The organism is Micromonospora carbonacea (assembly GCF_014205165.1).
Taxonomy (GTDB): Bacteria; Actinomycetota; Actinomycetes; order Mycobacteriales; family Micromonosporaceae; genus Micromonospora; species Micromonospora carbonacea.
Genome location: NZ_JACHMZ010000001.1, coordinates 5,625,454 through 5,646,819, shown reverse-complemented (window position 1 = coordinate 5,646,819; position 21,366 = coordinate 5,625,454). Strand labels below are relative to the sequence as shown.

At 71.6% G+C, this 21,366-nt stretch carries 19 protein-coding genes; 11 read left to right on the top strand and 8 right to left on the bottom strand.

Annotated features, from left to right (window positions below; translation table 11 throughout):
- Positions 1-30: 30 nt before the first annotated feature.
- Genes HDA31_RS23580 through HDA31_RS23570 form a run of 3 tightly spaced genes read left to right on the top strand, consistent with a single transcriptional unit; the run spans position 31 to position 2,119 of the window.
- Complete coding sequence (locus HDA31_RS23580) at positions 31-633, top strand: VOC family protein (RefSeq protein ID WP_178063536.1); 603 nt, start codon at positions 31-33, stop codon at positions 631-633.
- Complete coding sequence (locus tag HDA31_RS23575; RefSeq protein ID WP_178063537.1) at positions 630-884, top strand: hypothetical protein; 255 nt, start codon at positions 630-632, stop codon at positions 882-884. The genes HDA31_RS23580 and HDA31_RS23575 overlap by 4 nt, the downstream gene beginning before the upstream one ends.
- Positions 881-2,119, top strand: a complete 1,239-nt coding sequence (locus tag HDA31_RS23570; RefSeq protein WP_178063538.1) for an FAD-dependent monooxygenase — start codon at positions 881-883, stop codon at positions 2,117-2,119. Before HDA31_RS23575 ends, HDA31_RS23570 begins: the two co-directional genes overlap by 4 nt.
- Positions 2,120-2,225: 106 nt before the next feature.
- Here HDA31_RS23570 and HDA31_RS23565 read toward each other — a convergent pair whose 3' ends face one another.
- The gene (locus HDA31_RS23565; protein WP_178063539.1) at positions 2,226-3,092 is read right to left on the bottom strand and encodes a LysR family transcriptional regulator; all 867 of its coding nucleotides are present in this window, start codon (positions 3,090-3,092) and stop codon (positions 2,226-2,228) included.
- 1,256 nt (positions 3,093-4,348) lie between these two features.
- Positions 4,349-6,034, bottom strand: coding sequence for a cellulose binding domain-containing protein (locus HDA31_RS23560; protein ID WP_178063540.1), 1,686 nt, complete (start codon positions 6,032-6,034; stop codon positions 4,349-4,351).
- A gap of 191 nt (positions 6,035-6,225) precedes the next feature.
- On the opposite strand from HDA31_RS23560, the gene HDA31_RS23555 reads away from it, so the two are divergent.
- Positions 6,226-7,827 carry a glycoside hydrolase family 44 protein gene (locus HDA31_RS23555; RefSeq protein ID WP_246384436.1) on the top strand — a complete coding sequence of 534 codons (1,602 nt, stop codon included), beginning with the start codon at positions 6,226-6,228 and terminating at the stop codon, positions 7,825-7,827.
- A 174-nt stretch (positions 7,828-8,001) separates the two neighbouring features.
- Positions 8,002-9,099, top strand: coding sequence for a hypothetical protein (locus HDA31_RS23550; protein ID WP_074478377.1), 1,098 nt, complete (start codon positions 8,002-8,004; stop codon positions 9,097-9,099).
- A 13-nt stretch (positions 9,100-9,112) separates the two neighbouring features.
- Here the strand turns inward: HDA31_RS23550 and HDA31_RS23545 are convergent, their stop codons facing one another.
- Together HDA31_RS23545 and HDA31_RS23540 are read right to left on the bottom strand one after the other, a co-directional pair.
- Complete coding sequence (locus tag HDA31_RS23545) at positions 9,113-10,273, bottom strand: sensor histidine kinase (RefSeq protein ID WP_178063542.1); 1,161 nt, start codon at positions 10,271-10,273, stop codon at positions 9,113-9,115.
- Between the two features lie 38 nt (positions 10,274-10,311).
- Positions 10,312-10,971, bottom strand: a complete 660-nt coding sequence (locus tag HDA31_RS23540) for a response regulator transcription factor (protein ID WP_178063543.1) — start codon at positions 10,969-10,971, stop codon at positions 10,312-10,314.
- Positions 10,972-11,148: 177 nt separating this feature from the next.
- Here HDA31_RS23540 and HDA31_RS23535 point away from each other — a divergent pair, with 177 nt between their 5' ends.
- From HDA31_RS23535 to HDA31_RS23520, 4 genes are read left to right on the top strand one after another with little or no spacing between them, the layout of a single operon-like run.
- A complete protein-coding gene (locus tag HDA31_RS23535) occupies positions 11,149-11,691 on the top strand; it encodes a hypothetical protein (RefSeq protein ID WP_178063544.1) in 543 nt (180 codons plus the stop codon).
- Positions 11,688-12,776 (top strand): peptidoglycan-binding protein, encoded by a 1,089-nt coding sequence (locus HDA31_RS23530; protein ID WP_178063545.1) that lies wholly within the window; start codon positions 11,688-11,690, stop codon positions 12,774-12,776. Before HDA31_RS23535 ends, HDA31_RS23530 begins: the two co-directional genes overlap by 4 nt.
- Complete coding sequence (locus tag HDA31_RS23525; protein ID WP_178063546.1) at positions 12,773-13,465, top strand: ABC transporter ATP-binding protein; 693 nt, start codon at positions 12,773-12,775, stop codon at positions 13,463-13,465. The genes HDA31_RS23530 and HDA31_RS23525 overlap by 4 nt, the downstream gene beginning before the upstream one ends.
- Positions 13,462-14,673: an ABC transporter permease gene (locus tag HDA31_RS23520; RefSeq protein ID WP_074478389.1), complete on the top strand. Its 1,212-nt coding sequence runs from the start codon at positions 13,462-13,464 to the stop codon at positions 14,671-14,673. The genes HDA31_RS23525 and HDA31_RS23520 overlap by 4 nt, the downstream gene beginning before the upstream one ends.
- A 128-nt stretch (positions 14,674-14,801) precedes the next feature.
- Here the strand turns inward: HDA31_RS23520 and HDA31_RS23515 are convergent, their stop codons facing one another.
- Positions 14,802-15,248 (bottom strand): hypothetical protein, encoded by a 447-nt coding sequence (locus HDA31_RS23515; RefSeq protein ID WP_178063547.1) that lies wholly within the window; start codon positions 15,246-15,248, stop codon positions 14,802-14,804.
- Between the two features lie 1,023 nt (positions 15,249-16,271).
- Here HDA31_RS23515 and HDA31_RS23510 point away from each other — a divergent pair.
- Entirely contained in the window at positions 16,272-16,856 is a 585-nt protein-coding gene (locus HDA31_RS23510) for a MerR family transcriptional regulator (protein WP_178063548.1), read from the top strand.
- Positions 16,857-16,931: 75 nt separating this feature from the next.
- Here HDA31_RS23510 and HDA31_RS23505 read toward each other — a convergent pair whose 3' ends face one another.
- The 3 genes from HDA31_RS23505 to HDA31_RS23495 form a co-directional block, all read right to left on the bottom strand.
- A complete protein-coding gene (locus HDA31_RS23505) occupies positions 16,932-17,963 on the bottom strand; it encodes a glycoside hydrolase family 11 protein (protein WP_178063549.1) in 1,032 nt (343 codons plus the stop codon).
- Between the two features lie 403 nt (positions 17,964-18,366).
- Positions 18,367-18,828 carry an S-adenosylmethionine decarboxylase family protein gene (locus HDA31_RS23500; RefSeq protein ID WP_074478397.1) on the bottom strand — a complete coding sequence of 154 codons (462 nt, stop codon included), beginning with the start codon at positions 18,826-18,828 and terminating at the stop codon, positions 18,367-18,369.
- Positions 18,829-18,864: 36 nt separating this feature from the next.
- A complete protein-coding gene (locus HDA31_RS23495) occupies positions 18,865-20,064 on the bottom strand; it encodes a nucleotide disphospho-sugar-binding domain-containing protein (RefSeq protein ID WP_074478400.1) in 1,200 nt (399 codons plus the stop codon).
- A gap of 229 nt (positions 20,065-20,293) precedes the next feature.
- Between HDA31_RS23495 and HDA31_RS23490 the strand changes: the two genes are divergently transcribed.
- Entirely contained in the window at positions 20,294-21,247 is a 954-nt protein-coding gene (locus tag HDA31_RS23490) for an aldo/keto reductase (RefSeq protein WP_074478402.1), read from the top strand.
- The last annotated feature ends 119 nt before the right edge of the window (positions 21,248-21,366 follow it).

Genomic DNA, 21,366 nt, shown 5'->3' with positions numbered 1-21,366 from the left:
GGCGTTTCCGCTGTCACCCTAGGAGGAGAAGTGGCATCACCACCCCCGGGCACGCCGGTCGGCCAGCCCCGGCTGAGCCTGGACGGAGTCGACCATCTCGCCTACGTCACCTGGAAGCCGCGGGCGACGCTCGAGTTCTACACCAAGGTGCTCGGCATGCCCCTGGTGCACGCCATCACCGCCAACGGCTGGGTCACCGAGGACTACCCGGACTTCGTGCACTTCTTCTTCGACATGGGGCGCGGCAACCGGATCGCGTTCTTCTACTATTTCGGCCTGCCCGAAGAGGGGCCGCAGGGTGACCTCATGCACCGTTCGCGGCATCTCGCCTTCCACGTCGACACCGCCGAGGAACTGCTCGACTGGCGGGCGAGGCTCAAGGCGCACGGCGTACGGGTCACCACGCCGCTGGCGCACGAACTCATCGAGTCGATCTACTTCGACGACCCGAACGGCATCCAGCTCGAGATCACCCGGCCGATCCGTGAGATGGCGGAGATCGACGCCCGAGACGCCGACCTGACGTTGCGTGCGCTGGTCGACGTGGCCGACTCGCCTCGCCCGTCCGCCCAGGCGTTGTGGCAGCGCAAGGCGGAGCTCATCCGCAAGAACGAGGAGGTGTCGGGCTCGTGACACTCGCCCTGTACGTACTGGACGTCGCGGAGTTCGAGCCGCTGGTGCGCACCGCGCAGGGCGCCGGGATGCAGCTGCGCCGCACCGGCGACTACTGGGAACTCAGCTCGCCGGAGCCGGAACTGATACTGCGGCGTGAGGGCACCGAGATCCGCACCGCGCTGTGGCACGCCGCGCTGACCGGGGGCCTCGACGGGCGCATCGTCTCCTTCACCAGCGAGACGATCCACCTGGAAGAGGACCCGAGTTGACCAGCAACGGCCCGGCGGCGCCGATCCATCACTCGGTGCTGGTCGTCGGCGCCGGACCGGCCGGGCTCAGCGCCGCACTGGCCCTGCGTGCCGCCGGTCTGGATGCCCCGGTGCTCGAACGGCGCGGCCCCGGCGCGGTACGACCGGGCAGCCGGGCCGCGTACCTGCACGGTTCCTCACTGGTCGCGCTGGAGAAGCTCTCACCCGGACTCGGTCACGAGATCGCTGGCGAGGGCGTGATGTGGTCCACCAAGCGCTCGTTCTGGGCCGGCAAGGAGATCTACAGCAAGACCTACCCGCCGCTGCTCCGCGAGGGCCTGCCACCCTTCACCAGCCTCCCGCAGGTGCGCACCGAGGACCTGATGGCCGCAGCGTGCCGCGAACGGGGTGTTCAGCTGCACTGGGACGCCGAGGTGAGCTCCGCCGAGATCTCCGCCGACGGAGTCCGGCTCACCGACACCAGCGGTAGGACCTGGACGGCCGACTACGTGATCGCGGCTGACGGATCCCGCTCACCGCTGCGGTCCGCCGCCGGAATTCCCCTTGAGGGGCCGCGTTCGCAGAACACCTTCGTGATCGTGGACCTCGACGACGACCCGGCACACCCCGTGCCGATCGAGCGGGTGTTCCACTACCACCACCCCGGCGTCGACGGCCGTAACGTGCTGATCGTGCCGTTCGCCGGCGGCTGGCGGGTCGACCTGAACCTGCTCGTCGACGACGTGCCGGATACGTTCACCTCCCCCGAGGGCCTGCGCCGCTGGATCCCCAAGGTGCTGCCTGCCGCGTACGGCAACCGGGTGCGGTGGGTGTCCACCTATCGGTTTGCGCAACAGGTCGCTGCCCACTTCACCGACGAGCATCGCCGGGTGCTGCTGACCGGCGAGGCATCCCACCTGTTCGCCCCCTTCGGCGCGCGGGGGATGAACTCCAGCATTCCCGACGCCATCCGCGCGGTGGACGCCGTCCGGGAAGCTCTGTCGGCGAAGGACGCCGCGGCGGCAGGGGCGGCAGTCGACCGCTTCGCCCGGGAACGCAAGGAGGCGGCGGAATACAACCGGGCCTGCGCCAGCGCGGCCCTGGAGCACATGCTCGCGGACAGTCGGGCGGTCCGGCTCAGGCGGCGGACCGCGGCGGCGCTCGCCGCCGTGGGGCGGAAGGCCGGGGAGTGGTTGGACTCCGCGCCGTACGGGCCGAAGCTGGCCGCGCGCGGTGCGGCCAGGACCTCCTACTGACCGCTCGGGTGCCGGGTGCGCGGCCGATCCCCCCTCGGCCGCGCACCCCCGGAGCTCGCTGCGGCTGCGGGTCGACGGCCGGCTCCGCAGCGCCCGGCGACCAGGGTCACGGAGCGACGAGGGGCATGTCCTTCAGCGTTATCCGAGCCGCCATCCGGGCCGCGGTGACCACGAGCTCGCTTGCCGAGGGCGACAAGGCCAGATATACCGGCAGGGGTTCCGGCGTGGGGCCGAGGACGTCGTCGGGCGCGGGGAGCAGACCGGGGTGACTGGTCCGCGAGTTGGACGGCAGAGCCGTGTACGCGAGGCCTGCCTCCACGGCGGCCCGCACCGTCACCGGATCGGCCGACCACGGCACCGAGTGCCAGCTCACGCCGTTTGCGGCCAGTGCCTCCAAGATCCGCATGCTCAACGCGGAGTGCCCTCCCACCATCGCCACCGGGTACGTGGTGTCGGCGGCGGCCGGGGCGTGGCCGAACCAGGCGAGGCTGAGCCGGCCCAGCATCTCGCAGCGTGGCGTCGAGACCCCCAACAGGACGGCTGCCTCCAGTTCCTCCCTGGCGAGCCTGTCGGCGAGAGATGCACTGAGGCCGGTCACTATCTCGAGTCGTAGTTCGGGCCGCTCCGCCGCGAACTCGGCGAGCATGCGTTGCAATCCGGCCACGCAGTGCACCGAGTAGCCCAGTCGGAAGGCCTCCTGGCCGCGCAGCGCCGACAAGGTGCCGAGGACTTCGCTATTGAGCAGCAGGACGCGGCGAGCATGGGCGACCAACTCACGTCCGGCGCTCGTAAGCCTGAGCGGCCTGTTCGTGCGTTCGAGAAGGGGAGACTGGACCACGGACTCCAGCCGCTGGATCTGCTGGCTGACCGTCGGCTGCGTGACGTGCAGGGCCTGCGCAGCCCGGGAGAAGCCGCCATTGTCGACGACGGCGACGAGGGCCCGTAAGAGCTTTACTTCGATGTCGCGTTGCATTGCTTCTCACACCATCTCTCGTTTCATCCCGATCCCTTTCGGGGACACGGTCCTGCCGACGTGGGCTGGTTCCGGAATTGTCTCGGCAAATCACCCAGATCCGTGCGGTGTTTCGCCGTGCCATGTCCGGTCCGCGCGGCGCCCGGCGGGACGCAATCACGGGGAAGGTGCAGCTCAGGCGGCCGAGTTGAGAACAGGCGGCCTCGTCGGCGCTGTTCCCCCGGCCTGGGGTGGGGTCGTAGAGAGCGCAGCGTTGACCGCCGGCTTGGCGGCCTGGCGACGTGCAGGCCTTATTCGCGTTTTCCCATGATCGGCCAGGTGGCGCAGGTAGGCTGATCACGCTGGCGGCTGATGCGGGCGGCGTCGACAACAGTCGGCGACATGATCGACAACTGGTGCCCGCGGGCCTGCGGCGTCAGGGGTCGCTGAAAGTCGATGCTGTTGACGACGAAAGGCCTATTGGCGGCCGAACGTGAACTTTCCCCTTCGGGCGGGCCCCCCCGAGCGCATCCATGGCTCCAGTTTGCACTATGCCTGGCGAGGTGCGAAAGATTTACATGCAATGAAAAATTCACCATGATGAACTTTGCCCAATCGCTTTCCTGTGATCCTGCGGTGAAATGCCCCGAACATCCGCCATGGCCTGCCGTGGTCAGCCATCCCTGGGTCAACAAGCGCATGACGGTTCTCACGCCTCGCCAACAGTGGCTACGCGACGACGTTCACGGTGCGCGTGATCAAGCGCCGGCGAAAACCTCGGGCAAATAACGCGAAAGACGCCGTGGCTCAACCGGAGAATTGGGCGCGACCCGCCAGGTGATCGACGTCGACGGTAGGGGCGGTTACGTGGCGGTCCGCCGCGCCGATGCTGTCGGCGCTGGGCGCGTCGACGACGTGGCGGAGCGGTCTGGCCCACGCTGCCTGGAAGGGCTCCTGTCGCCTTCCAGACAGCGTGGCGATCGTTGCCGGTAGTGACCATCTCTCGTTGCGGCCGGCACCGGACTGCATGGCTGGAAGCGTGCCGACGACTGCGGCGGGAGCCGCGGGAAGCGGGCCGTCGAAACGTTTGACCAATGTTGATATCTTGATCCGCGTGTTCGGTGTTCGGCTGTCTGGCGGCGTGCCGGCAGAAGGGCCCCGACCTGGGGTCGCCTTCTCGGTCGGAGCCCTCCTCGTCGCCGCGCCGGTGGCCCGGGCGACTCTTTGCCCGACCCGGTTCGTCCATGTGTCGCCAGGGGTGGTTCGGCAGCCCTTCCTTACCGGCAGGGTGTGCCGTTGAGGGAGAAGCCCGTGGGGACCGCGTTGCTGCCGCTCCACGAGCCCTGGAAGCCGAACGTGACGCTGGCGCCGGCCGCGATCGTGCCGTTCCAGTTGGCGTTGCGGACCGTGACGGCGGAGCCGGACTGGGTGTAGGTGGCGCTCCAGAGCGTCGTGATCCGCTGGTCACCCGGGAACGTGAAGGCCAGGGCCCAGCCGTTGACGGCGCTCGTGGCGGTGTTCTCGACCGTGACGTCGACGACGAACCCGCCGGGCCATTCCGACTGCTTCTGGTAGGTCACCGCGCAGGTGGTGCCGGGTGGCGCAGTGGTCGGGTCGGTCGGCGGGGTGACCCGCACCTCGTTGGTCGCGATCGACACGTTGCCCGCCGCGTCCCGGGCCCGCACGTAGTAGCGGTTGGGCACGGAGGGCGCGATCGACAGCTGGTAGCTGGTGCCGGTCACGGTGGCCACCAGCGTCGAGACGAAGACCCCGTCCCAGCGGTAGACGTTGTAGCCGGTCACCCCGACGTTGTCCGTCGAGGGCGTCCAGTTCAGCTTGGCGGACGCGGCGGTCACGTCGGTGACGGTCAGCGTCCCGGGGGCGCTCGGCGGCACGGTGTCGGGGCCGGTGTCGGTCGCCGGGGTGACGATGGTGAGCGGGGCCGACCACTGTGAGCTGTGCCCGCCCGAGTCGCTGGCCTGCACCATGAAGCGATACTGCGTGGCCGGCTTGAGGGTGATCGTGGCCGTGGTGACGTTGCCGACCCGGACGGTGTCCCCCAGGTCGTAGAACGCCTGGAAGTAGGTGACCGTGTATCCGGTGACGTCGCAGCAGCCGGGCTCGGCCGCCGCCCAGGTCAGGGTGACCGACGTCGAGGTGATCCGGCTGACCGCCAGGTTCGCGGGCGGGGTCGGCGGGAGGTCTGCCGGGGGCGTCGAGCTGGTCGCGTCGACCGTGTTGGACGCGGCCGACAGGTTGCCTGCGGCGTCCGTGGCGCGCACGTAGAACTGGATGTGCGGGCCGGGCCCCGTCGTGGCCGAGGGCGGAAGCTGGTACGTCGTCGACGTGGTGGTGCCGAGCAGCGTGGAGGTGTACCAGCCGTCGTACCGGTAGACGCGGTAGCCGGTCACGCCGACGTTGTCCGGCGCGGCCGACCAGTACAGGGTGCCGTTCCGATTGGTCAGGTTGGTCGGCGAGCCGGGTGGCACGGTGTCCGGGCCGCTGTCGGTGGCCGGGGCCACCACGATGATCTGGTTCGACCAGGGGGAGGTGTGTCCCGTCGAGTCCCTGGCCGCCACCCTGATGTTGTACTGGTGGGTCGGCGAGATGTTGATCGTGGCAGTGGTGACGTTTCCGACCGTGATGGTCGGTATGACGTCGCTGAACGGCTCGGGGTACATGATGTTGTAGTTGGTGATGGCGCAGCAGCCGGGGACGGATGCGGTCCAGGTCAGGGTGACCGACGTCGAGGTCACCTGGGTGGCGGTGAGCAGCGTGGGCGGGGCCGGCGGCGCCGGTGTGCTGGCCGGGGCCGGCGGCGGGACGCTGCTGGCCGGCGTCGACATGGTGCCGGCGTCGGCCGCGGGTGTGGTGGCCAGGCCCACACCGGGCACCGCGACCAGCAGGGCGGCGGCGGCCACGAAGGCCGGCCACAGGCGGCGGAACAGAGAGCCCCCGGACACGGGCGGCTCCTCTCTGGTAGGTGGTTGGCGCGGACGCGCGCCGATTATTTCAATCGGCGGGAATCGATGGCCATCATATAGATGGACGATAATCTATATGTGAATTCGGTCCGTCCCGGGCCGATCGGCGACGGGAGCCCCTGATGGGTGTGCAAAGGCGGCGCAGGCCGCGTCCGGCCACGGCGATCGGCGTGGCCGGCTCTCTCGTGGCGGGGCTGCTGACCGCCCAGGCCGTCGCCGGCCCGGCGGCGGCTGCCGACGGGCTCACCCTGGCCGTGGACGTGTCCGCCGCCCGGCACCCCATCAGCCCCGACATCTACGGCATGAACGGGGGCGACCCCGAGCTCGTCGCCGAACTCGGCACGCCGGTCGCGCGCTGGGGCGGCAACACGAGCAGCCGCTACAACTTCAGGAACCACACCTACAACACGGGCAGCGACTGGTACTTCGAGAACATCGTGGCCGGGCCCGACAACACGGTCGAGGCGTTCGTCCGGCGGAACCGTGACCACGGGACCAAGCAGGTGGTCACCGTGCCGTTGATCGGATGGGTGGCGAAGGACTCGCCCTCGTCGCACCCGTTCGCCTGCGGCTTCCCGGCCACGCGGTTCCCCGAGCAGGACTCGTTCGACCAGTGGGACCCCAACTGCGGCAACGGCCGGCACGCCGACGCGAACCTGACCGGGGCGGTCCCGACGGACACCTCGATCCCGGCCGACGCGTCGTTCGCGGGCGAGATGGTGTCGCATCTCGTGACCCAGTTCGGCCCGGCGTCACGTGGCGGCGTGTCCATCTACGAACTCGACAACGAGCCGGTGCTGTGGAGCTCCACCCACCGCGACGTGCATCCCGAGGCGGTGGGCTACGACGAGCTGGGCGGCAAGGGCACGGCGACCGCCGCGGCCATCAAGGCCGCCGACCCGCGCGCGGCGGTGCTCGGCCCGTCCGGCTGGGGCTACTGCGAGTGGGTGGCCTCCGGCGTGGACGGCTGCGCGCCGGGCGCGGACGCGGCGGCGCACGGCGGGCTCAACCTGTCCCAGTGGTACCTGAAGAACATGAAGGACTTCGGCGACGCCCACGGCGGGAAGCGCTTCCTCGACTACTTCGACCAGCACTACTACCCCCAGATCAGCGGCGGCAGGGACCCGGAGGCCAACGCGCTGCGGCTGCGGTCCACCCGGTCGCTGTGGGATCCGACGTACGTCGACGAGTCGTGGATCGGCCCCGGCGGGGTGAACGCGCCGCCGTTGCAGTTCATCCGCCAGATGAAGTCGTGGGTCGCGCAGTACTACCCCGGCACGAAGGTCGCCATCACCGAATACAATTGGGGCGCGCTGGACGACATCAACGGCGCGCTCGCGCAGGCCGACGTGCTCGGCATCTTCGGGCGCGAGGGGCTGGACCTGGCGACCATCTGGGGCGAACCGAAACCGACCGACCCCGGGGCGTACGCGTTCCGGATGTACCGCAACTACGACGGCGCCGGGAGCCGGTTCGGCGACGTGAGCGTGTCGGCGGTCAGCAGCGACCAGGGACAGCTCGCGGTCTACGCCGCGCAACGCTCGTGCGACAGGGCGCTCACCGTCATGGTGGTCAACAAGACCGGCGGCGATCTGACGTCGCGGCTGACGCTCGCCGGCTTCCACGGCAGGGACAGGGCCCAGCGGTTCACCTACGGCCCGGCCGACCTCACCTCGATCGTCCGGGGCGAGGATCTCCGGATGACCCGTGGCGGCGTCAGCGCGACGTACCCGGCGAACTCCGTGACGCTCCTGGTCCTGCCGCAGCGCTGACACCGCGCGCTTCCCGCCGGCCGGCAAGGGGGACGGCGGCGTGGCCCGACGCGTCGCCAAGCCGCGGCACGACGGCCTTCGCGACGACACCTTCCCGCCACCTTCGTGTGTCAGCCTGGGCGCCGAACGGGCCGGGCCGTGACCGGCCGCCCTTGAGCCACCAGGGGAGGCGGCATGGCCAGACGCGTCTTCCTGCACGTCGGCGCCCCGAAGACGGGCAGCACCTTCGTGCAGGACGTGCTCTGGCGGAACAGGCGGGAGCTGAAGCGGGCCGGCATCCTGCTGCCGGGCAGCGCCCGCGCGCAGGACGCTGCCATGACCGACCTGCGCCAGGTGCCCTGGCGCGACGCGGACCTGCGCTGGACGTGGGACCGGCTGGCCGCGAAGGCGCGCGGGTGGCCGGGCGACGTGATCATCAGCAACGAGGGGCTGGGCGGGGCGAGCAGCGTGCAGGCGGCCCGCGCCGTGGAGAGCCTGCTGCCGGCCGAGGTGCACATCGTGGTGGCCGGACGTGACCTGTGGCGCACCCTGCCGTCGACCTGGCAGCAGAGCATCCGGGCCCGCAGCGGCTGGCGCTTCGGCGCCTTCCTGGGCGCGGTGGAACGCGGCGAGTTCGACACGTTCTGGGAGAACTACACCGCGAACCGGATGCTGCGCCGCTGGGGCGACCTGGTGCCCGCCGAGCGACGCCACCTGGTGACGGTCCCGCCCCCCGGGGCGCCGCACGACACCCTGTGGCACCGCTTCGCGGGGATCATGGGCATCCCCGACGGCCTCTGCGAACTGGCGGCCCCCACCTCGAACCCCTCGCTGGGCGCGGCCGAGGCCGAGGTGCTGCGCCGGGTCAACCTCGCGCTGGGCGACCGCTATCCGCTGCGCAGGCCGTACCAGGAGGTCGTCCAGCGGCACCTGGTCGACTCGGTGCTGCGGCAGCGCGGAAACGGGCTGCGGTTCGGCGTCGGCCTCGACCGGGCCGCCTGGGTGGCCGACCAGGCGGAGCGGCAGATCACGGAGCTGCGGGACTACCCGTGCCAGGTCGCGGGCGACCTGGCGGAGCTCCGGCCGACCGGCATGACGCAGAGCCGCAGCCCCGACGAGCTCGACGACGGGCAGGTCCTGACCACGGCGATCGAGACGATCGTGGCCATGCTGGAGCAGGCCGAGGCGCTCAGCACGCGCGCGGACCGCCGGTACGAGGAGATCCTGGCGCGGGTCAGGACACGGGTCGACGGCGGCGTGCGCCGCAGGCTCCGGCGCGCCGGCCGGCGGTAGCGGACCGGCCGGCTCAGCTGCGTGCCGACCGGTCCGGGTGGGCCCGGTCCGACGCGGTCGACGCGCCGACGTACCGGGCGGTCCGTGGCTGGGTCGGAGCGGATCCCGGCACGTCGAACACGACGACGAGTCCACCCGCCGGCCTCGGCTGGGCCCGCACGGATCCGCGGTGCGCCCGGGCGATCGAGGCGACGATCGACAGCCCCAGCCCCACCCCGTGATCCGCGCTGTCCCGGCCCCGGCGCAGCTGCCGGAACGGCTCGAACAGCGCGGCGGACTGGTCGACCGGCACGACCGGCCCGGTGTTGTCGACCCGGAGCACGGGGCCGGGGGAGCCGACCCGTACCCAGACCTGCCCGCCCGGGTGGTTGTACTTGATCGCGTTGTCCACCAGGTTGATCACCAGGCGCTCCAGCAGCACCCGGTCGCCGTTGACGACCTGCGGTGCCAGGTCGGCGTGGATGCGCAGGCCGTGCTGGCCGGCGCGGGCGCGTTGCGCCTCGACCACCCCGGCGGCCACCTCGTCGAGCCGCACGGGGGCGCGGTGGTCCAGCCCGCGGTCGCTGCGGGCCAGCACCAGCAACCCCTCGATGAGGGACTCGATCCGGACGTTCATCGCGAGCAGGCGAGAGCACAGGCCCCGTACGTCCGGGTCGGTGCTCCTGCGGGCCAACGCCACCTCGACCAGGGTGCGCTGCGCGGCCAGTGGGGTGCGTAGTTCGTGCGAGGCGTTGGCGACGAACCGCCGCTGGCTGTCGAACGAGGCGGACAGCCGGTCGAGCATCTCGTCGAAGGTGTCGGCGAGGTCGGTCAGCTCGTCGCGGTGCCCCCGCATCCGGATGCGCTCGTTGAGGTTCTCCGCGCTGAACTGGCGCGCCGCCTCGGCCATCACCCGCACCGGCCGCAGCATGCGGCTGGCGACGATCCAGCCCACCAGCAGGGCGAGCAGCAGGGTGATGGCGAGCGTCACGCCGGACTGCACCAGCAGCGTGTTGAGGACGTCGATCCGGTATTCGGCCGCCGTCTCCGCGTTCAGCGGCCGCACCAACGACGTCGGGTTCGGGCCTGCGGTGTCGATCCGTCCGGTGACGGCCGGAGGCAGCGCCGCCCGGAACAGGATGTAGTTGATCGTCAATAGGACGACGGCGCTGAGGAGGAAGATCCCCCCGCACATGAGGACCAGGTGCCCCTTGACCGACAGGCGGCGCAGGACTAGTCGCCCAATCGGTAGCCCACTCCGGACAACGTTTCGATCACCGCCGGGCTGCCCAGCTTCTTGCGCAAGGTCATCATTGTCACTCGAACCGCGTTCGTGAACGGATCGATGTGTTCGTCCCATGCCTTCTCCAACAGTTCCTCGGCGCTGACCGCGGTGCCTTCGGCCCGCATCAGGACTTCCAGTACGGCAAATTCCTTTCGGGACAGCGGGATGAACCGTCCGTCCCGGAGCACCTGGTGCCGGGGGACGTCGAGTTCGATGCCGGCGCGGCGCAGCACCGGCGGCAGCGCCGGCCTGGCCCGCCGGCCGAGGGCCTGGACCCGGGCGACGAGCTCGGCGAGGGCGAACGGCTTGGTCAGGTAGTCGTCGGCGCCGAGGTTGAGCCCGTACACCCGTTCGTCCAGGCCGGTCGAGGCGGTCAGCATGATCACCCTGGTCTCGCCGCCGGCCGAGACGATCGCCCGGCAGACGTCGTCGCCGTGCACCAGCGGCAGGTCACGATCGAGGACGACGACGTCGTAGCGGTTGATGCTGATCAGCTCCAGCGCGGCCGCGCCGTCTACGCACAGGTCCACCGCCATGGCCTGCTGGCGCAGCCCTTCGGCCGTCGCCTCGGCCAGCACCGCCTCGTCCTCCACGATCAGCACGCGCATTGAGATCCCTTCTCGGAAAACCCGGCTCCAGTGTGCACCGCTCGATTCTAAGTTCGAGATAAGAACTGCCGCTTACGCCGCCAATATCAGCTCGCTGGTACACCTGTTGGCAACAATGACATCTTCCTGAGCTGGAGATGATCCTGATCGGGAGAGGGCCCGGAAAAGAGGAACGCCATGAGTCGTAAGTGGTTGACGCCCGTCCTGCTGGCCACGCTGCTGGCCACCGGCTGCGCCGCCGAGGTCGGCGGCAGGGAGGTCGCGTCGGTGTCCGGTGCCTCCCAGGCGCCGCAGGAGGCGGACCAGGACGAGTTCCGGCGGTGCATGAGGCAGCAGGGAGTCGATCTCGACGCGAACAGCGACAGCAGCGAGTTGGGCGGCGACTCGGGGCACGACTCGGGCAAGGTCGACTCCAGCAAGCCCCCCGGCCAGCAGCAGCGGGAACTCGCCGCGCTGGAGCAGTGCCGTCGGCACCTGCCCAACGGCGGCAATCCGAAACCGCTCAGCGAGGAGGAGTTGGAGCAGGCCCGGGCGCTGGCCAAGTGCATGCGCGCCGACGGGTTCGACTATCCGGACCCCGATCCGCACTCCGGCGGCGGATCCGGATCGCTGGCCATTCCGCCAGGGATCGACATCGACAATCCGACCGTCCTGGCCAAGCTGCGCGAGTGCCGGCAGGAGGCGGGCTACCTGCCGGCCACGCCGGGTGCCGGATCGTGAGCGCGGCGACCGCCGACCGCAGCGGCGGCCCGGTGCGGGTCCGGCGCGAGCGGCGACGGCGCTGGCTGCTGGGGAGCGTCGTGGCCGTGGCCGTGCTCACCACCGGTGGCGCCACGGCGTACAGCCGACTCCAGCACGTCTCCGCCGAGCCGACGCGGAAGGCCACGCCCCGGCGTACCGCGACGGTCGTCCGGACCGACCTGGTCGAGCGGATCGTGGTCGACGGCACCGTCGGGTACGGGCGGAGCAGCCCGGTGACCGGCCGCCGGGCCGGCACGATCACCTGGCTGCCCAGCCCCGGCGCGCTGGTCGGGCGGGGGGAACGGCTCTACTCGGTCGACGCCGACCCGGTCCCGTTGCTGGTCGGGGACACGCCGATGTACCGGGACATCGGCGACGGGGTCTCCGCCGGGCCCGACGTCCTGGTCCTGGAGCGCAACCTCGACGCGCTCGGCTACGACGTCGGCACGGTCGACGGCAGGTTCCGGTCGGGCACCCGGCGGGCGCTCGGCGAGTGGCAGCGCAAACTCGGCCTGTCGGAGACCGGGAGACTCGCCCTCGGCGACGTCGTGGTGCTCCCCGGCGAGGTGCGGGTCGACAAGGTGACCGGGCAGCTCGGTGGCTCGGCCCAGGGCGAGGTGCTCGACGTGACCGGCGTCGGGCGGCTGGTCAGGGCGGGGCTGGAGGAGGCCCAGCGCCGGTTCGCGCGCCCCGCCGCGAAGGTCCGCCTCGACCTGGCCGACGGACGGTCCACGACCGGCACGGTCAGGTCGGTCGCCGCCGCCGACGCCGACGAGGAGGACCGCGCCGCGCTCACGGTGACGATCGACTTCACCGACCCGGCGCTGGCCACCAAGGTGGACACCGGCCCGGTCACCGTCCGGTTCGACGGCGTCAGTCGGGCGGATGCGCTGGCCCTGCCGGTCGAGGCCCTGTTGGCGCTGCGCGAGGGGGGCTACGGGATCGAGGCGGTCGAGGGCGAGCAGCGGTACCACGCGGTCGAGCTGGGCCTGTTCGCCGACGGCATGGTCGAGGTCTCCGGCGACGGGGTCGTCGAGGGCATGACGGTGGTGGTCGCGGGATGACCGCCGTGCTGGAGTTGGAGAACGCCTCCAGGACCTATCCGGGCGGGGTCCACGCGCTTCGGGCGGCGCACCTCCGCGTGCACGAGGGGGAGATGATCGCCGTCGTCGGGCCGTCCGGTTCCGGCAAGTCGACCATGTTGCACCTGATGGGCACCCTCGACCGGGCCACGGCCGGGACGGTGTCGGTCAACGGCCACCGGGTCGACCGGCTGACCGACCGCCGGCTCTCCGCGTTGCGGGCGTCGTGGATCGGGTTCGTCTTCCAGTCGTTCCACCTGACCGACGGGTTGAGCGCCCGGGACAACCTGGTCACGGCGCAGCTCTACCGGGGCGTCCCCGCCCGGCTGCGGCGCGCCCGCGCGGACGAGGCCCTCGCCCGGGTCGGGCTCACGCACCGGGCCGACCACCTGCCGACCGAGCTGTCCGGCGGGGAACGGCAACGGGTCGCGATCGCAAGGGCCGTGGTGAACCGTCCCAGCATCGTGCTGGCCGACGAGCCCACCGGCAACCTCGACTCCCGGGTGGGCGCGGAGGTGCTCGGCCTGCTCCGGGAGCTCAACGCCGAGGGCACCACGATCGTGGTGATCACGCACGATCTCGGCATCGCCGGCCGGTTCCCCCGCCGGGTGGAGATGCTCGACGGGCGGATCCGCGCCGACGTGACGCGGCCGGGCACGGTGACCGGATGACCGTACGACTGCCACCGCCCGCCCGGCTGTCGGTGCCCGACCTGATCGGGCTCGCCACCGTCGGCATCCGGGCCCGCCCGGCGCGCACGGTGCTGGCGGCCCTCGGGATCACCATCGGCATCGCCGCCCTGATCGCGGTGCTCGGGATCCCGGCGTCCAACCAGGCCGCGGTACGGGCGGGGCTGGCCGCGCTCGGGCCGAACCTGCTCACCGTCACGCCCGGCCAGAACCTGGTCACCGGGGAGCGGGCGCAGCTTCCCGCGGAGTCGGTGCCGATGATCCAGCGCATCGCACCGGTGCAGTCGGCCTCCGCCATCGGCTACACCTCGGCCAGGGTGCGGCGGACCAACCTGGTGCCGGAGGGCGAGACCAACGGCCTCGCGGTCGCCGCCGCCCGGCTCGACCTGCCGACCGTGCTGAGGTCGACGATGCGCGCCGGGGTGTTCCTCGACCGGGTCACCGAGCAGTATCCGGCAGTGGTGCTGGGCGCGCGGGCCAGCGAGCTGCTGGGCATCGAGCCGCACCCGGGGGAACCGGCCCCGCCGGTCTGGATCAACGACCGCTGGTACGTCACCGTCGGGGTGCTGGACCGGCTCCCACTCGCGCCGGAGATCGACAACTCGGTCCTGGTCGGCTGGCCGGCGGCGCAGCGCCACCTCGGCTTCGACGGGCGTCCCCAGGCGATCTTCGTCCGGGTGGACGACGAGGCTGTCGACGACGTGCGGGCGGTCCTCGGGCGTACGGCGAACCCGCAGCGGCCCGAGGAGGTGCTCGTCTCCCGGCCGTCCGACGCGCTGGCCGCGCAGCGTCTGGTCGAGCAGGCGTACTCCTCGTTGTTCCTGGGGCTCGGCGCGGTCGCGCTGCTGGTCGGCGGGATCGGCGTGGCCAACACGATGATCATTTCGGTGCTCGAACGCCGCCGGGAGATCGGGCTGCGCCGGGCGCTCGGTGCCAGCCGCGGGCACGTCGCCAGTCAGTTTCTGGCCGAGTCCGTGCTGCTCACCGGCATCGGCGGCGCGCTGGGAATCCTGCTCGGCGCGGCGGTCACCGCCGGCTACGCCGTCGTCGAGCGGTGGCCGGCCGTCCTGCCGCCGACGGCCCTGCTCGGTGGGCTCGCGGTGGCGGTCGGCACCGGTGTGCTGGCGGGTGTCTACCCGGCGGTCCGGGCCGCCCGGCTGGCGCCGACCGAGGCGCTGAACACGAACTGACCGCCGGCGCCGGCCGCCGGGTGGTGGGCCGGGCCGCCGGTGGCCGGGCCGGTTCGACGCGGGCACGGGGGCGGCCCCCCGGGGAGAACCGGGGGGCCGCACCTGCTGTCGATCGAGCGGGTTCGGAATCAGCCGATGGTCAGGAACCGGAACGCGGTCGCCGGCCCGTACCCGCCGCAGTCGACCCAGCTGAACCAGGAGCCGACCCCGACGTAGGGGCCGTCGACCCAGCCCCAGCCCGCGCAGTACACGCCGAAGCTGACCGCTCCCGAGTAGACGGTGTAGTAGGCCTCGACGTAGTTGGGCGCGTAGTAGTACACGTTGTAGCTGTAGGACGCCGCCGGCCCGAACACCGAGTCCTTGCCGAGCACCTTGGCCCCGGACGGCACGGCGGTCGGCGCGGCGGCCGAACCGACCGCGGCCTCGGTGCCGGCGGTGGGCGCCGTCTTGGGACCGGCCTGGGCGGGCGCGGCCACCGCGGTGGCCGCGAAGATCATCGCTACCGCCAGCGTCAGCTGGAGCAGGAGAGTGCGGATGCTCTGGCCGTCGCGCCGGAGCTTGGTCGGAACGTTCATCCTGGGACCTCCATGGAGCCCTCGTGGGGGACGGACACCGACAAGCATCGGCAGCAACCGGCGAGGCTCAAATAAATGGAAGCGATCCTTTCCGCGACATGCGGCGAGGTGAATGTGCAGGGCGATTCTTGTCAGCCGATCATCCTTCGGCGATGGTCCGAAGGGTTGGTCCGCTCACCCTTTCAACCCATCGACCGACAACTGTTCGGCGGGTGTCGGATGATGCGTCGAATTCGACGAGCGGGATCAATGTGGGCGAATGATTGGTCGCTGGGCCGATGTGGACGCCGTCGGCTCGGATGCGCGGATTCCCTCGGTTGGGCACGGGCGGCGGGCGACGCAAGAATTGCGCGGCGTGGATAATTGACCCGCCGGGGTTGACGCCGTCCGGTTGTCCGTCGAGGCGTGGGAACTCGGCGGCGCGCGGCCGGGCCTGCTGGTCCCGGCCGCCTACGGTGAGCTTTCCCGCAGGTGTCCGGGCGGGGGGTCGGCTTCTCCGCCTGGCCGGAGGTGCCCGCCTGGCCGGAGGCTGCCGCGGGCCGGGTGTATCCGGGTGTGACCAAAGAAGTGACATTGCGCCGTAGGGCCTTTTTGGGTCGCGAAGCGCCGCCGGGTATGCATCACGTACATCGCGGGGTGGCGTGTTGTGCTCGGCCCGGGTGTCTTACGCGTATCGCCGGGGCGGCCGGTTGGTGGCATTCGTCCAGGCGTGGGCGACGGGCGCGACGAACGCCTGCGCGCCCTTTATGTTTTGCTTATAGCGGCGCTGCCACAATCACGGTCCGGGGGATGGGGAATGTCGTCCGACGGGCTCCGGCGTAAACCACTCGGTGTGCGCCCGGCGGGCTGCCCGGTCCCCTCCGTCGGCATCGGTGGGTCCGTGCCGACGGTCGGCGATCCGTCGATCCCCCGGACGTGCTGCCGCGCTCCGGAGGAAGGCGGGCGGGCCGAGGCTCACCGGGCCCGGCCGTCATCCGGGCGTCGGGCTGCTGCGGCAACGAGCGGAGGTAGGGGATTATATTGATGACCATAGATCAGCTCGCGGCCGAGGTCTGGCTCACCCCACGGACCATCCGCTCCTACCACACCCGTGGGTTGTTGCAGCCGCCGAACCGGATCGGCAGGACGCCCTACTACGACCTTCCCCACCTCAACCGGATGCGGACCGTGGCGCTCCTGCAAGGGCGGGGCCTCTCCCTGGAGACGATCTGCGCCCTGATCGACCCGGACGGGGTGATCGGCAAGTTCATCCTGCCGGAGCGGACGATCGACCAGGTGCTGCGCGCCGACCCGAGCCTGATCCGCCCGTTGATCGACAGCGGCGTCCTCCTGCCGCGTCCGGACGGCGCGTTCGGCGTCCGGGGCGCCCGTGCGGTGCTGGCCGCACGGGTTGCGAGCAGGCCGGACGCTCCGCTGACCGAGGTGCTGCACGTGCTCGCCGGCTCGGTGACCGCGATCGCGCCACTCGCCGACGAGCTGCTCAGCCGGGTGGGCGCGGAGCTGCTCCGCCTGGTGCCCGGCGGAGTCTCGCACCGGGAGGAGCTGCTCGACCTCGTCGTCGAGGCGTTGCGGGTCGGGCTGCAGACCATGGCCACGCCGACCCCGTGAACCGCGCCGCGTGCGGCGACGGGTGGCGCGCCGGCTCGGCCGGCACGCCACCCGTCTGGTACGTCCGGGCCGGGGTCAGCCGGTCCGGCAGGTGACCGTCGGCCAGTTCCAGTTGCCGTTGGCCATGATCGTGATGCCGAAGTTGTTGCCGTTGCCGTTCGGCCTGGCGGTGACGGTGCCGGTGGTGCCGCTGACCGAGGCGTTCCAGCTGTTCTGGATGCTCTGGCCGCCGCCGAGGCCGAGGCTGACCACCCAGTTGCTGGCGCCGCTGACCGCCACGTTCAGGTTGAACCGGTCACCCCACTGCTCGGCCGGCGACAGCACCGCGGTGCAGTTGCCACCCGCGGGCGGGGTGGTCGGGCCGCTGGTCGGACCGCTGGTGGGGTTGCCCCCGCCGCCCTCCCAGACGGTGACGTCGGAGCTGCCGCTGCTCTGGTAGCCCTCGGTGGCCATGATCTGGTAGCTGTGGTTGGTGCCGAGGTTGAGGCCGGCGCGGGCCCAGGCGTCGAAGTGGTTGGCGGTGGTGATGGTGCCGCTGCTCCGCTTGTTCTGGCGCACGCTCCAGTACTGGTAGAACGTCTGGATGCCGTCGATCGACGGGGCGTTGGTCCGTAGGCTGCGCAGGATGTCGTAGGTGCCGCCGTCGGTGGTCACCGTGCCCAGCCTGGTGGCCCCGGTGCTCGGGTTGTAGCTGCCGAAGTTCTCCACCACGTAGTACTCGATGAGCGGGTTGCGCGTCCATCCGTACAGGGCGAGGTAGGTGTTGTTGTTGCCCGGGTTGTAGTTGGCCGAGTAGCTGACCGTCCGTCGGGTGCCGGTGGCCCAGCCCTTGCCGCCGACCCAGTTGTTGGTGCTCCGGTCCCAGCTGCTGCTGTAACGGCCGTCGGCGCGCAGCGTCATGCTGGCGTTGCCGTTGTCCTTCCAGAACGAGAAGTAGTAGCCGTTGTGCGTGCCGGTGAGGTTGGCGGTGAGGGTACGGTCGGCCTCGGCGTACGCGTTGGGCGAGGCGATGAACGTGCCGGTGACGGCCAGCGCTGCGGCGCACGCGGCGCCGAGGAGGAGCCGTAGGCGGCTGCCCCTTCGCGGTCTGGTCGAGGTGTGGTTCATGTGCGTGTTCCTCCTCGTGACAGCTGGTGGTGGCCAGCGCCGCGGTGCGACCCGGCGGGCTGTCGACGGCCAGGCGCGGCAGCCGGTCGGTCGGCGTCTCACCACACGGTGGGCGGGCGGTCCTCGGGCACGACCGGGACGGGGTCGCGGGGGGTGACATCGACAGCATTGAGAACCGTCGATGACGAACGTAGGACGCCGACTTTGGGTCTGTCAACGACTTTCCGAAATATTCCCGAAACTTCTCCTCCTTCGGTTCGGGGTCGGGGGGTGACTCCGGCCGGCTGCCGGCCGCGTGCCGGGGCCGCGTTCCGCATGGTCATGCGGTGCCGCCGGGTGGGAGCGGCGACCCGGATCCGGATTCTCGAAACTTCCGGAACCACCCCCCGTCCACGCCCGGCCGTCAGGCGCTCACCGCCGCGAGCCGCTGACCGCGCCACAGCCGGACCGCCGGCCCGAGCGCGCGGGGCCAGTTCTCGCCCCGGCGGGTCAGGGACCGCTCACTGATCTCGAACCCGCCCACCAGCCCGGCCAGCTCGTCGAGGACGTCGGCCTCGCGGAACGGCTTGCAGGAGAAGATGTTCACGAACACCTCCCGCAGCCCCGGATAGGTGTGGATGGCGGCGTGCGACTCGGCGAGGATCACCACGGCCGACTTGCCGGCCTGGTGCGGCGGGCCGTCCTCGCTGGCGACCAGCGGCCCGGCGATCACGGTCATGCCGATGCGGGCGACGAGGTCGCGCATGAAGGTGTGCAGGGCCTCGCCGTCGTCCAGGGCGCGCGTGTCGGTCACCGCGGACAGCCGCAGGGTCAGCTCGTCCCCGTAGTGGTCGTCGGTCGGATGGTCACCAGGGTGCCCGGTCATCGGTCGGTTCTCCTTGTCGGTCGGAGGTCGGTGGGGTCAGCCGGCGCGCGACAGCAGCCGGACCGGGTCGGCGGTCAGCTCCTGCATGATCGAGACGACGCGGGACGGCCCGGTCGGCGGCGCGGCGGCCCGGGCGGGCCGGGACGGCCGGACGGTGCCGGCGCGGTCGACGAGCTCCCGCAGCCGCTCCGGCCGCCAGTCGTCGTCCCCGCAGTTGGCGGCCAGGCCCTGCCGGGCCAGCATGTCGGCGAAGTACTCGCGCTCCGGGTCCCCGCCGGGGAAGACCAGCAGCGGAACGCCGGCGTGCACCGCGCTGGCGAGCGTGCCCCGGCCACCGTGGCAGAGCAGCGCCCTGGCCCGCCCGAGCAGGTTGCGCAGCGGCAGCAGCGGCCACGCCTGCACGTTGCCGCGCGGCGACACCCGGGGCGGGGCCGTGTCGGTGCTGCCCGAGGCGATCAGCACGTCGACGTCCGTGCCCTCGAACGCCGCGAGGCAGTGCCGGTAGTACCAGTCGGCGTCCATCGGCGGGCCGCTGGTGTAGGCCAGCAGCCCGCGCTGCCCCGGCCGGGGCCAGTCCGCCGGCCCGGTGACGAGGTGCCGGTCCAGGGACGCCGCGGTGAGCTGGCCGACGTACTCGCCGGTGCTGTGCCGCGCGACCAGCGGGTCCATCTCGGGCGACAGCGGATAGACCAGGCGGGTGCTCCAGGTGAAGAGCACCTCCGACAGGGACTGGGGCTCCGGCGCCCGGCTGCGGCTCAACGCCGGGCGGAAGGCGGCCAGCGCCCGGGTGTCCACCGGCGCCCACCCGTCGCTGCCCCGCCCGAAGAGCCGGTGGTCCGGCCAGGTGACCGGGGTGACCACGGGGATGCCGGCGAGCGACCCGGCGACCACGGTGGTCAGGTCGTAGTCGTGGAACAGCACCTGCACCCGGCGGGCCCGGAACTCCCGCAGCTGCGCGGCCAGGACGGTCTCCACCAGGTCGGCGTCGGCGTATGCGGACCGGGACAGCAGGTCGTCCAGGCGCAGGGCGGTCGCCGCGTCGGGGTACGGCGCGGCGTCCGGCCCGGGGATCGGCACCGCCGGCACGCCCAGCCGGTCCAGCAGCGGCCGGAAGTGTGGGCTGGCGAACAGCACCGGCGTGTGCCCCGCGAGGCGAACCGCCTCGTACACGGAGAGCACGGTGGAGACCGAGCCGAGGCCGTACGACCACACGCCGGGAACCAGGCCGACCCGCATGGTGTCATCCTCCTTCCGGGCGCCGCACCGGTGTGGCCGGTGCCCTGCGGCGACTGTAGGAAGCCGGCGACGACGGCAACAAGGTGGCGACGTCCGCCGCCGGCACAGATGCGCCCTGGGTGCCATCTGTCCTGCGCCGAAGGTCGTAGATATCGATCCGGAGCGGGCCTGCGGCGGGTCGTCGTCCCTATCCTGGGCGCGACGATCCGTCACACTCTGGGAGGGACTCATGAGGCAACGCGAGTTGTCCGGCGGCGCGGGGATCCAGGTCAGCCAGCTCTGCCTCGGCGCGATGGCGTTCGGCACCGAAGTGGACGAGGAGACCTCGTTCGCGATCCTGGACCGCTTCGTCGAGGCGGGCGGCACCACCATCGACACCGCGAACTGCTACTCGTTCTGGGTCCCCGGCGGGGTCGGCGGCGAGAGCGAGACGGTGCTCGGCCGGTGGCTGGCCCGCCGGGGCGGCCGGGACGGCCTGGTGCTGGCGTCGAAGGTGGGCTCCGGGCCGGGGGCGAACGGCGGGGCCGAGGGGCTCGCCCCGGAGGTGATCCGCACGCAGCTCGCCGGCTCGCTCCAGCGGCTCGGCGTGGACCACCTGGACCTGTACTACTCGCACCGGGAGGACCGCGACACCCCCGACGAGCAGACCCTGGCGACGTTCCACGAGGCGGTGACCGAGGGGAAGGTCCGCACGCTGGGGGCCAGCAACCACGCCGCCTGGCGGCTGGCCGAGACCCGGGCGTTGGCCGAGGCGCGGGGCTGGACGCCGTACACGGCGGTGCAGCAGCGCTACTCCTACCTGCTGCCCCGGCCGGCGACGGCGCTGCCCGAGGGCGGGCACGTGCACGCCAGCGACGAGCTGCTGGACCTGGTCCGCAGCCGGGGCCTGACCATGTTCGCGTACAGCACCCTGCTGTGGGGCTCGTACACCCGGCCGGACAAGCCGCTGCCGGAGCACTACCAGCACCCGGGCACCGAGCGCCGGCTCCAGGCGTTGCGGGAGGTGGCGGACGAGCTGGGCGTCACGGTCAACCAGGTCGTGCTGAGCTGGCTGACCGGCGGGGACCCGGCGATCGTGCCGATCGTCGGGGTCAGCTCGGTGGCGCAGCTCGACGAGGCCCTCGCCGCGGTCGACCTGGACCTGCCGACCGAGCTGCGCAAGCGGCTCGACGAGGCCTGCTGAACCGGACCCGCGTCGGCGACCGGGCAGGGGAATCCCCTGCCCGGTCGCCGTGTGTCCACGCAGAAACCCCGTCCCGCTCCCCCGGGCGGGGGAGCGGGACGGGGCCGGCCGCCGCCCGC